This window comes from Bacteroidota bacterium (assembly GCA_013360915.1).
In the GTDB taxonomy this organism is placed as follows: Bacteria; Bacteroidota; JABWAT01; order JABWAT01; family JABWAT01; genus JABWAT01.
Genome location: JABWAT010000002.1, coordinates 599184 through 620008 on the forward strand (window position 1 = coordinate 599184; position 20825 = coordinate 620008).

The 20825-nt window shown below is 47.4% G+C and carries 3 protein-coding genes; all 3 read left to right on the plus strand.

From position 1 onward, the window contains the following. Positions 1–185 precede the first annotated feature (185 nt). On the plus strand, positions 186–1184 hold the full coding sequence (locus HUU10_06300) for a hypothetical protein (GenBank protein NUQ81204.1): 999 nt from the start codon (positions 186–188) through the stop codon (positions 1182–1184). Beyond that, on the plus strand, positions 1181–9217 hold the full coding sequence (locus HUU10_06305) for a T9SS type A sorting domain-containing protein (GenBank protein NUQ81205.1): 8037 nt from the start codon (positions 1181–1183) through the stop codon (positions 9215–9217). The genes HUU10_06300 and HUU10_06305 overlap by 4 nt, the downstream gene beginning before the upstream one ends. Positions 9218–9377: 160 nt before the next feature. Continuing rightward, positions 9378–20825, plus strand: an 11448-nt coding sequence (locus HUU10_06310; GenBank protein ID NUQ81206.1) for a hypothetical protein, incomplete at its 3' end; no start/stop codon positions are given.

Below are 20825 nucleotides of genomic sequence, written 5' to 3' on the forward strand. Positions count from 1 at the left end.
GATTTCTCCTGTATCATTTAATTGGGGTGCTGCTGTAGGTGGCCGGATCAAAGATCCTGAATATGTTATGTGCAATGGTCATGTGACGGCCAGTATAAAAGGGTAAATTACTGTGACCCCCTTCACAATGCAAGATTGATTCTGAGAATCGGTTCCCCTAACTTTACTGTGCAAATGATACAGCCATGAACCGGAAACCCCTTTTATTCTTAAGTCTGTCTCTCTGTACCGGACTGTGGTGGTCTGCTTCTGGCTATGCTCAGACAGAACTGACACTGCCTGCCATACAGATTCGTCCGGTTGCACACCCATCCCTGGTAATTGCTGAACAATCCATCGTTGCTTCTATTCAATCAGCCCCGGTTCAATCCTTTACAATTGAAGCACCTTTCCAGCCTTCCTTTGATGCTCCTGCCCGCAAAATGGGATCAACCTGGTGGGGAATCTCCGGTAACCAGTTGTATAAACGGTCTGGTCTGTCGGAACCCTGGAAAGTAGTGAACCTGCGTGATGACTGGGGTAAGCCGGTACGTCTTAAGACCAATCCCGAAAGCGGCGTCCTCGTCGTGGTAACCGAACAGGGAAGAATCCGGTATAAGGATGAACGTTTACTTGGATTCCAGACACACCAGGAAATCATGGCCAAACGGCTGAAATCGGGAAGTGCTGAACCAAAGGTGGTTTCAACTCCTGCGACGTCTCTTGTAACCGAAACGAGTCAGACCGAAAATCAGGTTGGTTCCTTTCATTTTGATCTGTCCGAAGTGCTGTCAGTTGATCGTCAGCAAACATCGGTAGTCATTCAGTTTAAATCGGGTTGGGTGATTCATCTCATCCAGACTCCCGATTCTTATCAGATCTGTGAAGCATGGATGAACGCTCCGGCAGAAACACCCGTGGACCTGTCTGAAAAAAGAGTGGTTCCTTATCAACTAACCGGACTTGTGAAGCCGGATGACAACCGTAAAGTTTTAAAAAATCATTCATCTCAACCTTTCTTTTCAAGTGAAACCGGCAAAACGATTGTTTGGTTGGTTTCTAACGATTTTTCTATCAGTCCGTTCTGGTCAGGAGGCATCGGGCATTTATACGATCGTCTGAACAATCAACTTCTTCAGGCTGTCCCCGATTTTTTTCTCTCCTCTACTACACTTTCACATTTTCCATTTAAGGTTAACTCATGAAAAAACTGATTATCGTATTGGGAATTCTGTTAACGACCGGTTTGTCTTCTGTTTTTGGTCAGGTTGTTTTAACTGAAAATTTTAACTATACCAGTGCGAATGTACTTGTTGATGATCCTGCGAATACAATTTGGAAAAGACAAGCTGGTGATTCCACAAAATTCACTGTATCCGGTGGCTTGACATTTGGAAATTATAGCGGCTCTGGAATTGCTAATGGTGTCACCATCAGTACAGTTTCGCCAAGTAATAATAACCAAATCAAATTTAACCTGACCACCATTTCATCAGGAACGGTCTACAGTTCCTTCCTGATGAATGTGAACTCAGCGCTTCAGGCCACTGACCAACAAATCCTGGCATATAGTGATGGCCTCCGTGGTGTACAGCTTTATGCAAGGAAATCAGGTAGTCAGTTTCAATTCGGAATAAGAAAGAATACAACGGGTACGGTCACTTATTCGACCCAATTGTACAACTTTTCAACTACCTATATGGTGGTTCTGAAGACTGTCATTAACGCAGGTTCGTCCAATGACACTCACTCACTAATTGTATTTGATTCTGATACACAAATCCCAAGTATCGAGCCTTCTGCAACCATTACTCCATCCGATAACAATCAGACAGATGCAAACATTGGCAGAGTCCAGCTTCATGGTGGAGTCCCTGGCACCTTTGATGGTCTCCGTATCACCCGCACATGGGCTGAAGCTGTTTCGATTCTGGCAAACCGTGTTGCCGCCGTTACCTCTGGGTCGGTTTCTTCAATCTCTCAATCCACAGCCACTGTAACAGGAACCTTAACCTCCCTTGGTTGGACCTCAGGTGGTGCAGCTGGTACCATTTCAGAACGGGGAGTAGCCTGGGATGTGAATCCGGCCCCTGCCCGTGAAACCAATGCGGCCGTTTCTGCAGATGCAACCAATGCCTTTTCCGCTAATCTGACGGGGCTTCCTGCTGGACAATTGATCTATGCCAGACCCTATGCGGTGAATGCGACGGGTACCGCCTATGGATCTCAACTGACCTTCTACACCTTTTCTGATGAACCCTCTTCGCATTCTTCGACCTTTTTTGCATCGTATAACTCCCCGACCAGCATCGCGCTCGACTGGGATTTTGTGTCGGGTGCAGCGGGATATGTGGTACTCAGAAGGGCAGGTTCTGCTCCGACCGGACTTCCTACTGATGGAGCAGCCGTAACGGTTGGGCAGGTGATCGGAAACAGTACTGTTGCATACGTCGGTTCTTTTTCCTCCGATACCTCTGCTGTGGTCACGGGTCTTTCTACCAATGTCAATTACCACTTCAAGGTGATTCCTTTTGGTTATGATGGAGTCAATCCGGGGACTTACAACTATAAGACGGATGGAACCATTTCGGCCACGAACTTACTGCTGCTGCCTCCTGGCGTTGATGCTGAATCTGATATCGTGGAAACACCCGGCTTTTCTTACAACTCAGATATTCCCTATATCACTTTCTCTTCCTCAGATCTGAATGTTTCCAATTCTGTGGCGCTCTGGGGAATCAGAGTGCGCGATGGCGGAGCGGATGAAACCGACAGTGATGTTCATCCGACCACTCTGTCTCAACTGGATCTCAGCATTACCAACCATACCAGTCTGAATCGTCTCGGACTGTACGATGGAAACACAGAACTTGCCGAGGTTGAAGTAACCGGTTCAACGGTCAGTTTCACCGGATTCACGGTCACCGCGGATGATAACACCGGGAAAAACCTGACCCTTCGTGCGTCCTTCCGTTCCGCCGTAACGGATAATCAGCAAATCGGATTTTCGGTTACCGGTACAGGCATCAGCGGAACCTCTTCAGTCTTTTCGACTCCTGATGGTGGTGCACCGTCCTCCTCTTTGGCCGGAAATGTGAACCGGATAGAGGTATCAGCTACCATCGCTGCTGTGACCAGTCAGCCCTCTGCCGGGTCCGCTTTCGAAGTCGGAGCTGTCTGGGTTCCCTCCATTGTGGCTTCTTTCGTGGATGGTAATAACAATCTGGATACCGACTACTCAGCCTCCGTTTCAGTTGTGGAGAATGGAAGCGGCCTGCTGTCCAATTCAACCGTGACTCCGGTCTCTGGTGTAGCCACCTTTTCCGCTCTCAGCCATAATACGGTGGAAGCACTGACGCTTTCTCTGAGCGCCCCCGGCATCGGCACAATTGCCTTGAATTCCGTTTCCATCATCAATCCTCAATCGCAATTGTTTGTAGAGGATATGTATGATGGTTCTCTTAATACACCTTCTTCTCCATATAACACAAATACCTGGATTGATTTTGACAACTCAGGAACGCTGACGTTTAGCAGCGGGACTGGTTCCCCCACCCTGACGCCTGGTACTTTGGCTACCACAGCACCCGTTTCCACAAATTATTCAGGCGCCTCCGGGTCTTATTATGTCAATCTGGCCCCTAACCAAGGGTTAAGCCTTGGGGGAATTAATACTACAGCCTACAGCAATTTGCGCTTGTCTTTTGGTTTCAGGTTTTCCACATATACCGTTTTCAATTCATCTAACACCTTCCTTGAATATTCCACCAACGGTACCACATGGACGGCCATTAATGTGCCCGGGCTATTCACATTGCCAACCTCTAATGATTGGTATTATATATCGAATCTTGCCCTTCCTCAGGCTGCTGTTACTGCCAACCTCCGTTTGCGCTGGCGGCATACTCTCACAAATGAGACCTGGCGGATCGATGATGTCAGATTAACCGGATCCCTGGTCCTTGCTTCCCAGCCATCCGTACTGGCCTCGTCAGCAACTACCAGTTCAGTGGGGAATTCTTTCCTGACCCTTTCCTGGACCAATGGAAATGGTGGTGCCCGGATGGTGCTGGCCAAAGAGGGTAGTGCAGTCGATGCGTTGCCTGTTGATGGAACCGGCTATTCAGCCAATACGACTTTTGGACAAGGTGATCAGATCGGAACCGGAAACTTTGTGGTGTATTCGGGAACCGGATCATCCGTTTCCGTTTCTGGTCTTTCACAGGGATCCACTTATCATTTTTCGGTGGTCGAGTTTAACGGATCAGGAACCACTGCTAATTATATGGCATCGGGACTGACCGCATCTGAAACAACCATCAACCAGGCCTATGCCGAACTAAGCGACATCATTGTGGTGGGCGAATCTGAATCAATCAGTATCTCTTCGCTTGTTAACCAGGCCTCACCGCTTTCTTCCACAACCGGTGCACCGGTTTGGGGATTTACCATCCGCGATGGAGGAACCGGATTTGAATTTGATGCCTACCCGACCCAGATCTTATCACTGGTGATTAAAAAGGGAACAGGGAATACCACCGGACCTTGGTCCTCGGTTCTGAAAGGCGCCTCCTTACTGGATGGCACTGCCCATGTGGCTGATGCCGTTATCGGCGATTCAACTCTGACCTTTACTTTTGGTTCACCACTGTCTGTACCGGATGGGGCCAGCCGTTCCTACAGTCTTCGGGTTTCCCTCAACGAGACAGGACTCACCGATAATCAGACACTTGGTTTCAGGTTGGATCCTTCCATGATTCAGCAGGATGAACCCGGAAGTGCGACTTCCCGCTTTGCCGCTTTCGCAGAAATTCAATCCGGCGTGGGTCTGAATCGGATTGCAGTTACGGCAACCCGCCTGATGATTACTCAGGAACCGGTAAACACGGTTTCCGGTGATACTCTTAAGCCGTCACTTTCTGTTGCAGCAGTGGATGCCAACCAGAATGCTGACTCTGATTTTACCTCAGAAGTTTCTGTATCCTCCCTGAACGAAAACCTGGCCATCGGTTCTGAAACCACAGTTTCTGCAACAGCCGGCTCGGCAGTTTTTGATAACCTGGTTGCATCCGGACCTGATCCGTCTGTTCGTTTGTTCGTCTCTGCATCCGGACTTCAGAATGATACCACAAAAACCTTTGTGATAAGAGCGGTTCAGCCAGTTTCACCGGTAACCGGTCTGGTCGCCACTCAGGTTGGAAACACGTCCTTCCAACTCCAGTGGAACAACCCTGGTTCCGGCAGTGTGCTGGTTACCATGAGGTCTGGTTCAGGAGAAACCGGATTTCCTGTTGACGGACAGGTTTACGATGCCAATTCTGAGTTTGGAGCAGGAGATGAAATGTCTCCATCCGAATATGTGGTTTATTCAGGTTCCGATACATCAGTTACGATTACCGGTCTGACCGGAGGTGTTACTTATTATTACTATGCCTATCGGTTTAATGGAGATGGCGCAACCACTAACTATCTGGGAACTGCCTCATCGGGTTCTCAAACCACGGTTGAAACAGCCTATGCTTCTCTGAGTGACGTGGTAGCAGTTGAAGAATCCGAAGCCATTTCGGTTTCCTCTCTGGTCAATCAACCGGCTCCTCTGAGTGCCTCAAACGGTGCGTCCGTTTGGGCTGTATCTGTCCGGGATGGCGGGGGAGTCTTCGAATTTGATAATCTCCCTACTGAATTGCTTGGATTGAAGATCTTCCGTGGTCCGGCCGATTCTACCGGGTCATGGACAACGGTCCTCAATGCGGCTTCTCTGTTTGATGGTACCACCCATCTGGCTGATGCAATCATCGGTGATACCTCACTGATCTTTTCTTTTGGATCTGCTGTATCGGTTCCTGATGGACAAAACAAAACCCTCAGTCTGCGGATTTCGCTGAAACCCTCTGGTCTGACCGATAATCAGACACTCGGATTTGCGGTTACCGATAGTTCGGTGGTTCAGGCAGCTCCCGGCAGTTCAACCAGCCGGTTTGCTTCATTCAGTCCGGTTAACTCTGCCAGCAATATGAACCGGATAAACGTTATTGCATCGCAGCTCAATATAACCCAGTCTCCGGACCTGACTGTTTCGGGCGACACTTTAAAGCCTTTTCTGTGGGTAGAAGCCACCGACGCCAATCTGAACCTGGATACTGATTATAGCTCAGATATTCTTGTTTCATCTTTGAATAATAACCTGACGAGCGGTTCAACTGCCACAGTAACAGCAACGGATGGTTTTGCAGAATTTTCGGGTTTGGTTGCCCAAAATCCTGGTGCATCAGTTCGTCTGGTTGCCAGTTCTGGATCATTGCAGAATGATACCACCAACGTCTTTGTGATACGTGCTGTTGAACCCGTTTCATCTGTTACAGGACTGGTTGCCAATCAGGTCGGGAACACCTTTTTCCGACTGCAATGGAACAACCCGGGTACCGGCAGCGTGCTGGTTACCATGAGATCTGGTTTAGGAGGGAACGGATTACCAGTTGACGGACTGGCTTACAACGCCAATTCCGTGTTTGGTGAAGGCGATGAAATATCTCCTTCAGAATTTGTGGTTTATTCGGGTTCCGATACCTCTGTAAACGTGACCGGTCTGACTGAAGGGGAGATTTACCATTTCAGAGCTTACCGCTTTAATGGCAATGGCGAGACAGCTAACTATCTGCAATCGGCTTCATCCGGTTCTCAGGCTACAGTGGAAACCGCATATGCATCCCTGAGCGATGTGGTTGCAGTTGCAGAATCAGAAACCATTGGGATTTCTTCCATAGAAAACGCAGAAACCATTAACGCAAAATCGGATGGCGTAGAAGTCTGGTCCTTCAGAATCCGCGATGGCGGGGAAGAATCCTTCGAGTTTGATTCATATGATACAGAAGTGCTTGGGCTGGATATCGTGGCGGGTGAAGTCAACACCGTCCCCGACTGGAGTGCAGCCATTCAGGCCGCTGCATTGTTCGCTGGTACCGAAAAGGTCGCCGACGCGATAGTAGGTGAATCTTCCATGTCATTCACATTTGGTACACCGGTTGTGGCACCCGATGGCGGTCATATAACCTTGAATCTGGTCCTGTCACTGAATCCAGCCGGTATCACAGATGGACAGCAATTCTCATTTGCCATTGATGAAACTGGTGTGACTCAGGATGAACCGGGTAGTGCAACCAGCCGGTTTACAACATTTGCTGCTGGATCTGCCACAGGCACAAACGTTGTATCGGTTATGGCTACCTCTCTTCAGTTGGTCAGCCAGCCAGATGATGTTCCGGTGGGCGAAAGCCTTGCTGATCTTTTAATCCGAACGGTGGACGCCAATGGTGTTCTGGATATCGATGTGGCCGATCTGGAAATATCAGTAACGGTGAATAACAACACATTGGATGCCGAAAGTCAGCAGACGGTAACTTTTAATGATGGTATTGCCACTTTCACAGGTCTGGTTCTCACTCAGGAAAACCTGGAAACCAGCCTGACTTTCAATGCAGGTGAATATCCATCTGTTTCCTCTGATGCTTTCAGAGTCTTTACAGCAGGCGGACTTTCCGAAGGAAGTGTTCTGATCAGTCAATTCCACCAGGATGTTGATGGTCAGGGAACCGCCTTTATTGAACTGGCCAATCCGGGTTCTGGCTGGCAGGATCTCCGCAACGTGAACCTGGTCATTCAGGATGGAAGTGGTAATACGGTTTATTCTGCAGCTGTAGGTGATATTCTTCCTCCCAATACTTACTGGTTGATTTCATCCTCTGAAACCATTGAAAATGACCGATCAGGACTGGTTAACGCTGATCAGGTGATTTCCATTGAAGTTCCCGAATCGGGTCAGATTGCGCTTATCACGAACGATCTGGTAAAACTGGATGGGGTCGCCTATGGAAGCGTTGCAGTAAACAACCTTGGTGATGGCGAACCGGCTTCAGGAACACTGGTTGATGGATGGAAACGGGTGTTTGAGGGTGTCGATACCGATGAAAATAACGTTGATTTTGAATCGGTAACCGGTTTTAACCTGGTTATCAAAAACAGTCAGTCGGGCATATTTGTTGAAGAATTCATCACTCTTGAGGATGATATTCCTGTTTTAACCATCATGTCTGGCACAGTAGGTTCATCTGTCACCGTAACCAGGCAGTTAAACCTGACAGGTTCTGCTGTCTATAATACAGAATCGTCTGTCAGCATTGTAAACGATAAAAGTTGGGCAATCGGAAATGGAAACGGCTGGTTTACAGGTGAGATTCTGCGTCATGTACAATCCGAAGCCACCTATCGGTTCCCGGTTGGATCCGAAACGGCCTCTTTCGATGTGAATCTAACCGTTTCCGGGGTGCCTGAATCTGGTACAATGTTTTATGTTTACTATCGTCCCACCGACCCTGATGTGGTTGGTGAACTTCCGCTTGGTATTCTTGATTATTATACAGGTGGATTCTGGACCATCAATACCGATGGCGTGAACGGAACCGGTTCAGTTTCCCTGACGGTTGATACAGAGAATATCCAGGACTATTTCCTGAGTGAGGACCGGTCAGACTATGTACTGTTGGTTCGGACCGACAATGAATCACCCTGGATGATTGCCAGCGGAACGGTGTCAGTTGACGGATACCTCATCACAGCCGAAAACATCAATCAGTATGGTGAATTCACCATTGGTTTCTATGACGAAAGCACGGTCCCTGTAGAACTGTCCTCCTTTGAATTGATCAAAGACGGTAACTCTGCCTTGCTGAAATGGTCAACCCGTACAGAAAACAACAATTATGGATTCCATGTTGAACAGGCTGTGCTGACTGCATCAGGCCGCGGAGCTTGGAAATCGGTCGATTTTGTCAGTGGAAAGGGAACCACCACTTCACCGTCTGACTATGAATGGGCTATCCGCGAAACATCAAAACCTGCGGTGTACAGACTGCGTCAGGTTGATCTGGATGGATCAGAAACCATTCTGGAAGAAGTGTTGTTCGAAGGCCTTGCCACACGGTTTGCCGTGCTTGGAAACTATCCGAATCCCTTTAATCCTACCACATTGATTCGTGTATCTGTGCCTGAAGAAGGCCGTGTTCGTCTGAGCGTGGTGAATGTGCTGGGACAGGAAGTCCGTACATTAATTGACGATAAAATGATGCCTGGAATCACAGATATTCCCTTTGATGCATCAGGTTTGGCTTCAGGAATGTATTGGGCCGTTTTCTCGGCAGACGGTCAGAAACGATCAATGATTCGCATGATTTTGCTTAAATAAGGCATGAATGTGCTCCGGGTCATTTATCCGGAGCACTTTTTCGAAAATAAAGAGTTTTTTAGATTTTCATTTGAAAAGTTGATTTTTTATGTCCATTTTTACTGTAATGGACTGTTGTTAGGTTTAATAACAGAAATTAATTAAAGACAAGGTGATCAAGATGAAAAAAGGGTTAAAATTTTTAGTCGGCTTCCTGAGCATCCTCCTGCTGACGGCTACCGGTTGGGCACAGACGTCTGGCGACTTCCGGTCGAATTCAGCAACGCTCAACTGGTCAAATGCTGGTGGTTGGCAGCGGTTTACTGCCGGATCCTGGCAGGCAACAGCCGAATACCCGGGACAGAGCTCGGGTACCAATACAGTTACCATTCAAACTGGTCACACGGTTACGCTTGATGTGGTCCCCGCAAATTCCATGCTTTCTCTGGTGGTTACCGGTCAGCTGGATATGGGTGCCAACTCATTAACCTTGTCAGATGGTGTTTCCGGTACGGGAACACTGACCATTTCAACTGGTTCTCTTACCACAGGTAATGTGACGTCTGCGAATGGTGATATAACGGTTTCAACCCTGACCGCCACCGGAGCAGCAAATATTTATGTAACAGATAGTTGGACCGTCTCTGCTTTTACAGCAGGTACATCCACCGTTCATCTGACCGGGGGAACCGGAAACGACATTTCGGGAAGTCCGACCTTTTACAACCTGACGATTGCTTCGAGTGAGACAGGTGGTGTGACGCTGAACAGCCCCATTTCGATCGCCAATGGTGGTTCATTCACTCACAGTGCTGCCGGTTCTACCTTCAACCCGAATGGCAATACCGTAACAGGTGTCGGTACCAATACCTTTACCATGTCGACGGGTGGCTTGACAGTTACCAATACATTTGCCTTTGATACACAATACATCGGATTTGAGTCCGTGACCGTTTCTGGTGGTACCATTACATATACTGGTACCAGTCAGAACGTGACAGGAATGTCCTACTTTAACCTCACCCTCAACGGTGGTACGAAAACGGCCACTGGCAATGTGGATGTGAATGGTGCCTTGAACGTGCAGGCCGGTCAGACATTTAATCTGCAGACTAACGATCTGAATGTGGCCGCCTCTATTACATTAAATACGACCGGAACGCTTTCAGCAACCGGTGGTACTGTTACGCTTGATGGAAACGATGTTAACCAAAACCTGAATGCCGGTGTCTACACGCTTAATAACCTGACCATCGCGCCACCTTCTATTACAGCTAACCGGACTTACACCATCAGCTCATCGCTTACGTTAACAGGGAACTTTCTGGGATCCAATCCGGCAGGTTCACCAACCGTTTCTGTTCTGATTGCCCTTGGTAATAATACCATTACCAGTTCAAATGGCACCGGAACCTTTGGTTTGGCAGAATATGTTCGTCTGACCACCACCAATGCAGACATTTCTACCTTCATTGATACCTTTGGCGCACTTTCAGATGGTTTTACCACGGGTAGTTTCAGTCCTTCTTCATGGATTTATTTTCAATCAACCTCTGCTCAGACCATTCCTGTATTAGCTGATGGAAACTATGGTTCCATTTATCTTGGTGATGGTGGTAATGGAGGTAACTCGGTAAAGACCCTTGATGGTGATGTGGTTGTGAATGGTGCCATTGCAATGAGCAATGCAGGAGCACCCAACCAAACAACCTTTGATGTTCAGGGTTTTAACGTAACTGTCGGTGGTAACTTCACAAAACAGGCCAATGCGATACTGACAATGACAGCAGGTGCCACCCTTAGCCTTGCTGGTTCTTCACAAATTCTTACCCTGAGTGGTAGTCCAACTATTCAGAATATCGAATTCCTTGGTGCGACAACGACGAACATTGTAGCTGGTGCCAACTTTACGGTTGCCGGTGACTTTGTCGCAGTGTCTGGTACAACCATTACCATGACCTCCAACGTTTCGTTGTTGTTCACAGGAACCAACTGGGATGTGGATGGACTCTTCCAACCTTCAACTGGTACAGTAAACTTTTCCGGTACCGGAACGCAAAACATCGATATGCCTTCCACCGGATTTGATATTGACGGTTACTTCAATAACCTGACCATCTCCAACACAACAGTTGGTGGTGTTGTTCTCCTGTCAGATGCAGAGGTTCAGCAGGATTTTACCCTTGCTGCCAATGCTGTTTTCGATATTTCCAACAGAACTTTTTATATCGGTGATGACTGGGTACGGAATACAGGGGCCACAATCAATACAACCAATTCAACAGTGGTATTCGATGGTGGAGCTCAGCAGGACATTACCTCTGGTGGTGTTGCGTTTAATAACATCATTTTCAGAAATGCTGGCGAAAAACGCCCGGCAGCCGCCAACGCCATTGTTGCGAATAATGACATCAGTATTGAAGGCGGAGCCATTCTGAATAACGCAAACGGTGTTTCAATTTCACTCGCAGGCGATTGGACCAACTTCGGTACATTTACTACCGGTGGGTCTACGGTTACATTCAATGGAACGAATCAGGAATTGGGTGGGCTGTTTTATTCAGTAACACTTTCCGGTTCAGGTACCAAAACGCTGAATTCCCAATTGGACGTTGATGGACTTCTTACAGTTAACTCTGGCGTTACCCTGGATGTTTCTGCCTCTAATTATACTATTGCCCTGAATGGTTCGATTGGCGGTAATGAGTGGGGTTTTGCAGCTGGTTCTGGATTTACACCCCGTAGTGGTCTGGTTACCTTCACGGGTGGTGCAAAAAATATGGTCACACAGGGTCTTCCTTTGTGGGACCTGACCCTCAACATGACTGCCGGATCTGACCTCGATGTCGTAGGTGTGTTGGATATTAACAATGACCTGACCGTCCAAAACGGTGATCTGGATCTTCAAACCAATGCATTGAATGTGGCTGGAGACGTTGATGTTCAGACCTCTAACGGAGGAACCATCATTTTTACGGGTGGAACTGGACCTGTTACCCTGGATGCCACCGCCGGCTCGATCAACGTCAATTTCGGAACCACCGCTTTTACAGCCAACCTGGTTGTTGGTGGTCCTGGTGTAACGTATACTTTATTAGGTTCCCTGAATTCAACTTACAATGCTGCTTCCAATGGATTTACTCTGAATTCCGGAACATTTGTTGTTGATGGTGTCACAGTAACAATGACCGATGCAACCAACGCGATTGTGTTAAATGGTGGTGTCTTCCATGTTTCTGAAGATGGAATATTAACCATGCCCGATGATGGCGAAGTGGTGAATCAGGGTGGTACTTTCCGTGTGGTCGGTACCGATGGATTTCCTGCAACCGTTAATGGAAATGTTGTGGGTGGCGGAGTGGATGGCTACCAGATTATTAATACCAGCGGTACCATTGAAGCAGCCTACTTCCAGTTTTCTCAGTTAACAAATGGGGGTATCAACTTCAACGGTGGTTCGGTTGATGCAACTAACTCGTTCAATAACGGTTCCTTCTCTGACCATCGAGGTGCAACTGCTACCGATGCGTTTCTGACCATTACTGCCGACCCGGGTGCGGCTGTCAATTCTTCAGAAGTTACCTTTACCAACGCGACTTCTGCCGCCAATTTTAACGTGCGCCGTACCGATAATGGTGCCAACGTTTGGACCTTTGTTGATGCAAACGGGGCATTTGCTGGTGAAACATTCGATACTGAAACCGGGTCTGGTCAGGTAAACTGGTCCTTCCCGGGTGGAGTTACCTGGACTGGTAATGTGGATGTCGATGGTTCTCCTGGTGATGGATCCAGTTGGAATGACAGCAATAACTGGTCTACCAACTCGGTTCCCGGTGCAACCGACTATGTAATCCTTGATCACTCCACAGTTGTTGGAACTTATTCGGTTTCCATCACGGGCAGCGACGCCACATCAGGCAACATGTCGATTTCAAGTCCTTCTAATAATATCACCCTGACTGTTGGTTCCGGACGCACTCTGGATATCAATGGTGATCTTGATTTTGGTACCAACACCACAATCACAATGACTGATGCAACTTCTTTGCTGACTGTCAGTGGTTCTTGGGGACAGACAACGGGTGCAACATTCAATGATGGTGGATCAACAGTCACATTTGATGGAAGCAACTTCAATGATAACATCAGTATTCCTGCTGGTGAAAGTTTCTACAATCTGACCATTAATGCTCCAAGTTCAGTTTATACATTATCATCTGCCATTACGGTGGCCAATGATCTGACGATCAGCGATGGGTCTCTAGATGTATCCGGTTCTAACTATGCAGTTACTGTTACCGGTGACTGGACTGTTACTGCTGGCACATTCGTTTCACGCGCTGGAACAGTCACTTTCAATGCTTCATCTGGTACACAGGTGATTACTGGTGGTCAGTTCTATAACCTCACCACTAGCGGGGGAGGCGGAAGTACCAAACAACTGGCTTCGAACCTTGATGTTAATGGTGCGGTCACCATTGGCGACAATACTTTCCTGGATGGTCAGACTTATGACCTCTACGTTGGAAGTTCAATCGGAAGCGGAGCCAGTGTATGGATTGATAACACTGCAACCTCTGGTGGCTTCCTTTCTTCCGGTGCGCAACGTGTCATTTTTGATGGGGGGACAAAGACCTTTGATACAGGTACAGCTCCGACTACCTTCAACAATATCACTTTCGCATTGAATACAGGTACAACAGCAACGTTTTCTGCAACCAATGCCACACAGATAAATGGAAACGTGGTAATCAACTCTGGCCCCATCACAGTCAATCTGGCCAATGCAAGTATCAACTTTGCAGGAACCAATGATCTGACCATCAATGGTACCAGTAACCTGATCATTTCTGTAACCAATCTTCCTGCCTCACTGGAAACATTTACCCTGTCTTCATCCAGTACGGTGACCTATCAATCAAACTCGAATCAGAACATTTTCCCGACTACTTACGGAAATCTGACCATTGACCAGCCGGCTGCGGCTCCTGGTAATGATGTTGATAAGGTTCTGCTCGGGAACACCACTGTACTCGGCACACTTGACCTTGATAACGATGCAAACACCAAATTGCTGATTCAGGACTACACATTGACCATTTCTGGTGCATTGGCTGTGGCAACACCGACCATTGGTGGAACTCAGCAGATCGAATTTGATTTGGCAACTCCGGCTACCTATAGCACCATCGCTTTCGATGGTACTGCTGCCCAGGCCGTTGATGCTCAATTACTTTCAGTTGAAAACATCAGTTTCACTGGTGCTTCAACCAAAACACTGGGAACAGGCCTTGGTACGCTTGCAGTTACCAACAATCTGACAGTTTCTTCGGGTGCCACTTTGACACTTGCTGCAGAGGCAATTTCAGGAACCGGTACCGGATCATTTTCTCTTGGAGCCGGTACAACCATGAACACGGCAGTGTCAGGAAACTCCTTCCCTCAAGGTTTCGGAACCTATTCGTTGGCTCCAACCTCCACTGTTAACTATAACTCCAATATTGCCAACCAAACCATTGAATCCGGAGTTACCTATGGAAACCTGACTCTCGATAATGGTCAGACCAATGCTGTTACCAAAACAGCTGAGGGTAACCTGAATATTGATGGGGTATTTACAATGCAAAACGATGCAGTTTTCATTGCAGGTACTTTCACTCACAACATTGCTGGTAATTTCGAGTACAACTGGGCAGATGCCAGTGGATTCGTGGCAGGTACCTCGACACTGGTTTTTGATGGAGCAGCTCAATCATTCAATTTGTTTGGCGGCAATGCCGGTGCAATTACTCTAAATAACCTGACCGTTTCGAATTCCGGAACTCTCAGCCTTGGAATCAGCGGTGGAGCAGATGCGTTTACCATTAACGGAGACTTTTCTGTTTCTCCTGGTGGTATTGTTTCATTGGTGAACGCTCGTACCATAACATTTAATGGTTTGAACTGGACCAACTCAGGTACATTTACCATTACAGGGAATGCAGCTCTTGTGACATTTGCAAGGGATGTGATCGCAGAAACCCAAACGATCAATCCTGGTGTAACCAATACCTTTGGTGATGTCACTTTCATTGGCGAAAGTAACAAAACCATCACCGGTAACGGTTTTGATATCAATGATCAGATTCTTCTGGATGATGCAAACGGAAACTTTACACTGGATATGGGTACACTTACTCATACCATCAGTGGTGTTTCTCCTGGTCTTGGTGTACCTCCGATTACCATTGATCCTGGTGTAACCTGGACTACGTCCTCGGCCAGTTTTATTCTGGACGGAGTTTCGACTTATACGTTGCCTGCTGTGTTTACCACAATCCAGGATCTGACAATTTCGGGCGGTGGCACCAAAACTCTTTCTGCTGCATTGAACGTTGATGATGTCACAATCAGTGCTGGTGCATTTGCAACTGGTGGTTTCGGAGTGACGGTAACTGGTAACTGGTTAAACAGCGCAACCTTTACTGCCGCAGGTGCAACCGTTGCTTTTGAAAGCAACAACGGAACAGGCAAGTCCATTACAGCCGGTGCATCCAGTTTTGCAGCGGTTACCTTTAATCAGGTTCAAACCAATACACGTACTTATACGCTTGGTTCTAACCTGACTTTAACTGGTGCACTCACCGTTGGTCAGAATGCAACCATCGATCTGAATAGCTATACAGCAACGTTAGGAAACGGAACGACCAACAGTCTTGCTTCAGGCGCTGTACTTGAGATTGATGCAGATGCCATTCTTCGTTTTAATAACACGGCTTCTAACAGTACCCTGAATATAAACAGCGGAGCAACGTTGCGTGCGGTTGGTACTGGTACCAATGATCGCGCCAGCATTTCCCGTTCTGCAGGAACCAATCGTACTGCAATTAATATTGCCAATGGTGCCACTATTGCAGCCAGATGGTATAGTTTTGAATACCTTGCAGACGCTGGTCTTGTTATAAATTCCACATCAACTATTGATGGGACAAATAACCTTTCTGATGGTATCTGGTCGAATATTTCTGCTACCGCAGGAGCCAGATACTTACAATTGGATTATGATGGTGGTCCTATTACCATCAACAATATTCAATTTAACTATGCTGGAACTCCTCCGGGTGGAATCTATAACGTTTCACGTGCAGTCAGCAGTACAAATGCAGTTAACTTTACGGGGACTGTTGATGGAAATCTGGCCGGATTGAACGTTACTTCCAACTCCACCTACGAAAACGATAATTCCAACAGCATGTCATGGCCTGCTACCACAGCGCTTGTCTGGACAGGTACTACCTCAACCGACTGGTTTACAGCATCGAATTGGAATCTTGGATCCGTACCGGATGCAACAACCGACGTTACCATTCCGAATGTGACGAACGATCCCGTTATTAACGGTGCGGATGCGGCTGCAAAATCCCTGACCATTTCTGATGGTGTCCTCAGTATTGGTGGAGGTTACGACATTACGGTTGAACAAGATGTCATTATTGGCTCCACAGGCGCCGGTACCCTCGATGCTTTCGGGTCATCTGGTACCGTAATCAGTGTAGGCGGTAACTGGACCAGAGGCGCTACTGGAGTATTTATCCCTGGTGGCGGAACGGTTGATTTTACCGGAACAAGCGGTACAAAAACCATCGATAACCGGTCGTCTTCTTTTGACAATATTACCTTCTCTGGTAATTCAACTTTCAACCTTGGAGCCACTGGCGGTACCATTGATATTAATGGTACACTGACTATTGATGCCACTGCTACCGTAACCATGACGACCAACGGGTATAATCTCACTCATTCTGGTAACCTGGTTAACAACGGTACCTTCAATCCAACTTCTACCGGTGTAGTCGGAACGGTAACCCTCGATGGCACAGGTGCCCAATCCATTTCAAATGGTAACTACTACAATCTGACTGTGTCTGGAAGTGGTACCAAATCCACTACCACATCAACGGTAGTTGCGAACGCGTTGACTGTAAACTCCACGCTTAGTGCTGGTGGCGATTTTGACATCAATGGCGCGGTAACCATCGGTGCTTCAGGAACCTTCGCAGATGGTGGATTCAGTCATACGGTAGCCGGGGCCTGGACCAATAACAATGCCTCTTCGGGATATACCGGAACTGGTACCGTCACTCTGGATGGTGCTGGCGTTAACATCTCCGCATCTGACTTTGCCAATCTGGTGATGGCTGGTACAGGAACGAAGACACTGATAGGAAACCTGGATCTGACCGGTTCTCTTACCATGAATGCGACTCTGACGGCTGTTAACCTTCAGACATTCACCATTGCTGGTGATGGCGGAGATCCTTTTGTGAGCAATTCACCGATTCTTTATGTGCGCGGAACCAACAATTTTCCGAGCGGTTTCAGTAATTATACATTCGCTTCCAACGCACAGACCATATATGATGGTAACCTTGACCAAACAGTCCGTGGTGATATCAACTATGGTCCCATCCAATTTACTGGTAGTGGCCGTACTAAAACACTTGATAATCCGATCAATGTGACGGGTAATCTAACCATTAACAGTGGTTGTATTCTTGATGTATCTGCCGGTAACCACTCTATCAGTCTGACTGGTAACTGGACCAATACAACCGGGATTTTTGTAGAACGCTCAGGTGAGGTCATTTTCAATGGTTCAACCGCTGATCAGGTTATCAATAGCGGAACAACCATATCCTCCGATAACAACTTCTATAAAGTAACGGTTAATAACACGGGGGATTATCAGATTTATCCTAACAATACATCTGGTCTGGTGACTTCCAATAATCTTAATGTGGTAGCAGGACGGTTTAACCCCAACGGCTTAACCATTAATGTGGGAGGTAGCCTTACTGCTTCCGGAACCGGGTCATTTACTTCCTCAAGTACGATTACTCTTAATGGTACTGCAGGTACTTATGACATCTCAATGAACATTGCCAATGTTCCTGCTTCTCTGATCAATAACCTGACAATTAATGCTTCAGGTGCTACTTATAACGTACTGGATGATATTTCGATTGCAAATAACTTCAATTTGCTTGCTGGTACGTTTAACGGTAACGGTAACAGCATTACACTTGGTGGTGTTGGCGGCGGAGCAAAAACGGTCAATATTCAGGGGAACTTTACGCTTGGTGCTGGTGGTATCCTCTTACTTGGCAATGCAGCCACCCTTTCTGTTGGAAGCGGAGCCACTTTGGATCTGGTTGGAACAGCTGGAAATCCGACAACTGTATCCAGAAATGGTGCAGGGAATTACAGCTTCCAGGTCAATAATGGAACCATTGCAGCCAGGTATACCACTTTTGAGTACATGAATGCCAATGGTATTTATGTTACTACAAGTGCTTCGGTTCATGCAACCAACAATTTCAGCAATTGTACCTTTACCAATGGTACGGCTGGTGGTGTGCTTCTTCGTCTGGAACATTCAACTACAGGTTTCACTATCTCTGATATTTCGTTCCCAACCAATCCGGGTGGCGGAGCCTTTAACGTTCAGCGTACCATTGCAACCAGTGGCGTGATCGTCTTTGATCCTTCAACTGGTGCTTTTACCGGTGAATCGTTTGATAACGATCCTTCCAGTCTGTTGTCATGGCCAACGCCGATTACACTTACCTGGGATGGTTCAACCTCTACCGATTGGTACACTGCCACCAACTGGACACCTTCCAGCGGTGGAGAAATCATTCCGGATGCAACAACCGATGTTGTGATTGTCACCGCTACCAATGCCCCGAGCATTACTGCTTCTGGCGCGCTGGCAAAGAGTCTGACGGTAAACAGCGGAACCTTAACCATTAACACTACTGATGATGGTACTGCAGATGACCTTACAATCGCTGCCGACCTTGTTATCAACGGTGGTAGCATTGTGGTGAGCGCAAACGATGACATTATTGCCATCGCCGGCGGATTTACAAGAAACACAGGCGGATCTTTCAATAACGGAAGCTCTACTGTCCGTTTCAATGGGACGAGCGGTACCAAAACGATTAACAATGGTTCTTCTGCTTTTTATAACCTTGAAATCGGTGGAACAGCGGCCTACCAGATTGGTGCCAACACCACTATCAGTAATAACCTGTCGATCCTGAGTGGGTCAAGTTTTGATGTGACCGGAACCAATTACAACCTGACAATCGGTGGTGATTTTACAAACGCGGGAACATTCAATTCCAGAACAGCTACCATTCTGTTTAATGCAAGCAGTGGTACAAAAACACTGACTTCAGGTGGTGCCTCCTTAAACAACGTCACCATTACCCTGACTGGCGGTGCCATTCTTCAACTGAGTGGGACCCTTTCGACAAAAGCGAATACCACGATCAATTCTGGTACCCTTGATCTGAATGGTCAGACATTTAATCATGGTGATGGAGTTGGTACAGACGCTCTGTCTGTTTCGGGTACTCTTGAGGTAGATGGTCTTGCTTCACTCAGAATGGGCAATGCTTCAACTCTGACAGTAAACTCGGGTGGTATCATGTCTGTTGTGGGTCCTGATGCAGCGAACATCGCCACAATGACCAGACAAACTGTAGGAACCTATGCAGTGACCATCAGCAGTGGCGGAACATTCGGTGCCAGATATTATCTGATTGAGCATCTCAATGCCTCAGGTATTGTGTTCAGCGCGGGATCCAATCTGAATGGAACAAACTTCTTCCAGGAGGGCTCCTTTGCTAACGGTGCAGCTGGTGGTACGTATGTTAACTTCCAGAATACACTGACAGGTCCTACTGCCACCAACGTGGTCTTTGGTAGTGGTCCTACCAATAACATCACCCGTCCCAATGGTCTTACCGGAACGATCACCTTCCAGGATGCTTCTGGCTCACTGGCAGGACAGGACTATGAAAGTGATCCGGGTGCACAGATTAACTGGACATCAACCTTCTCAACCTATACATGGGATGGATCTTCCAGCACAGTTTGGGAAGTTGCTGCTAACTGGGATTCCAATGTGGTCCCTGGTACTGGTGTGAATGTTATTATTCCATCCGGTACACCGAATGCTCCAACCATCAGCGCCACCGCTGCCACCGTTCGTGATCTGACCATCAATAGTGGAGCAACACTGACCCTTGCTGCCGGACAGACCTTAACCGTAGAGCGTGATGTCACAATCACCGGTACTCTGACATCAACAGGAAGTGCTTCTACAATAAATGTGGCTGGAAACTGGACCAGAACGGGAACCTTTAATGCAGGGTTGTCAACTATCGTTATGAATCCTTCTAGCGGTACAAAAACCTTTGCAAACGGTGCCACCTCCATCCGGAATCTGACCATTAACGGGGCAGTAGGAACAACGGTTCTGTTATCCTCTAACATCACCGTATCTGGTAACCTGACTCTTCAATCCGGTACGTTTGATGTAACGGCTTCAAACTATCAGGTGAGTGTCGGTGGTAACTATACCAACAGTGGCGGAACACTGAATGCACGCTCAGGAACCTTTGTATTCAATGGAACAATTGATCAGGATCTGAATGCAGGTGGGTTAACCAGTTCTCAACGGTTCTACAACCTGACTGTTTCAAAACTTTCTGGTGATCTTGACCTGGTTTCTACTAACATCCGGGTTGTCAATCAGTTGAATCTGACAACCGGTACATCCCACGCGAACGCTCAGGAT

What these genes read in the sequence shown, in the direction of transcription:
- HUU10_06305 (NUQ81205.1), top strand. Translation starts at nt 1,181, where the DNA reads ATGAAAAAACTGATTATCGTATTGGGAATTCTGTTAACGACCGGTTTG.
- HUU10_06300 (NUQ81204.1), top strand. Translation starts at nt 186, where the DNA reads ATGAACCGGAAACCCCTTTTATTCTTAAGTCTGTCTCTCTGTACCGGA.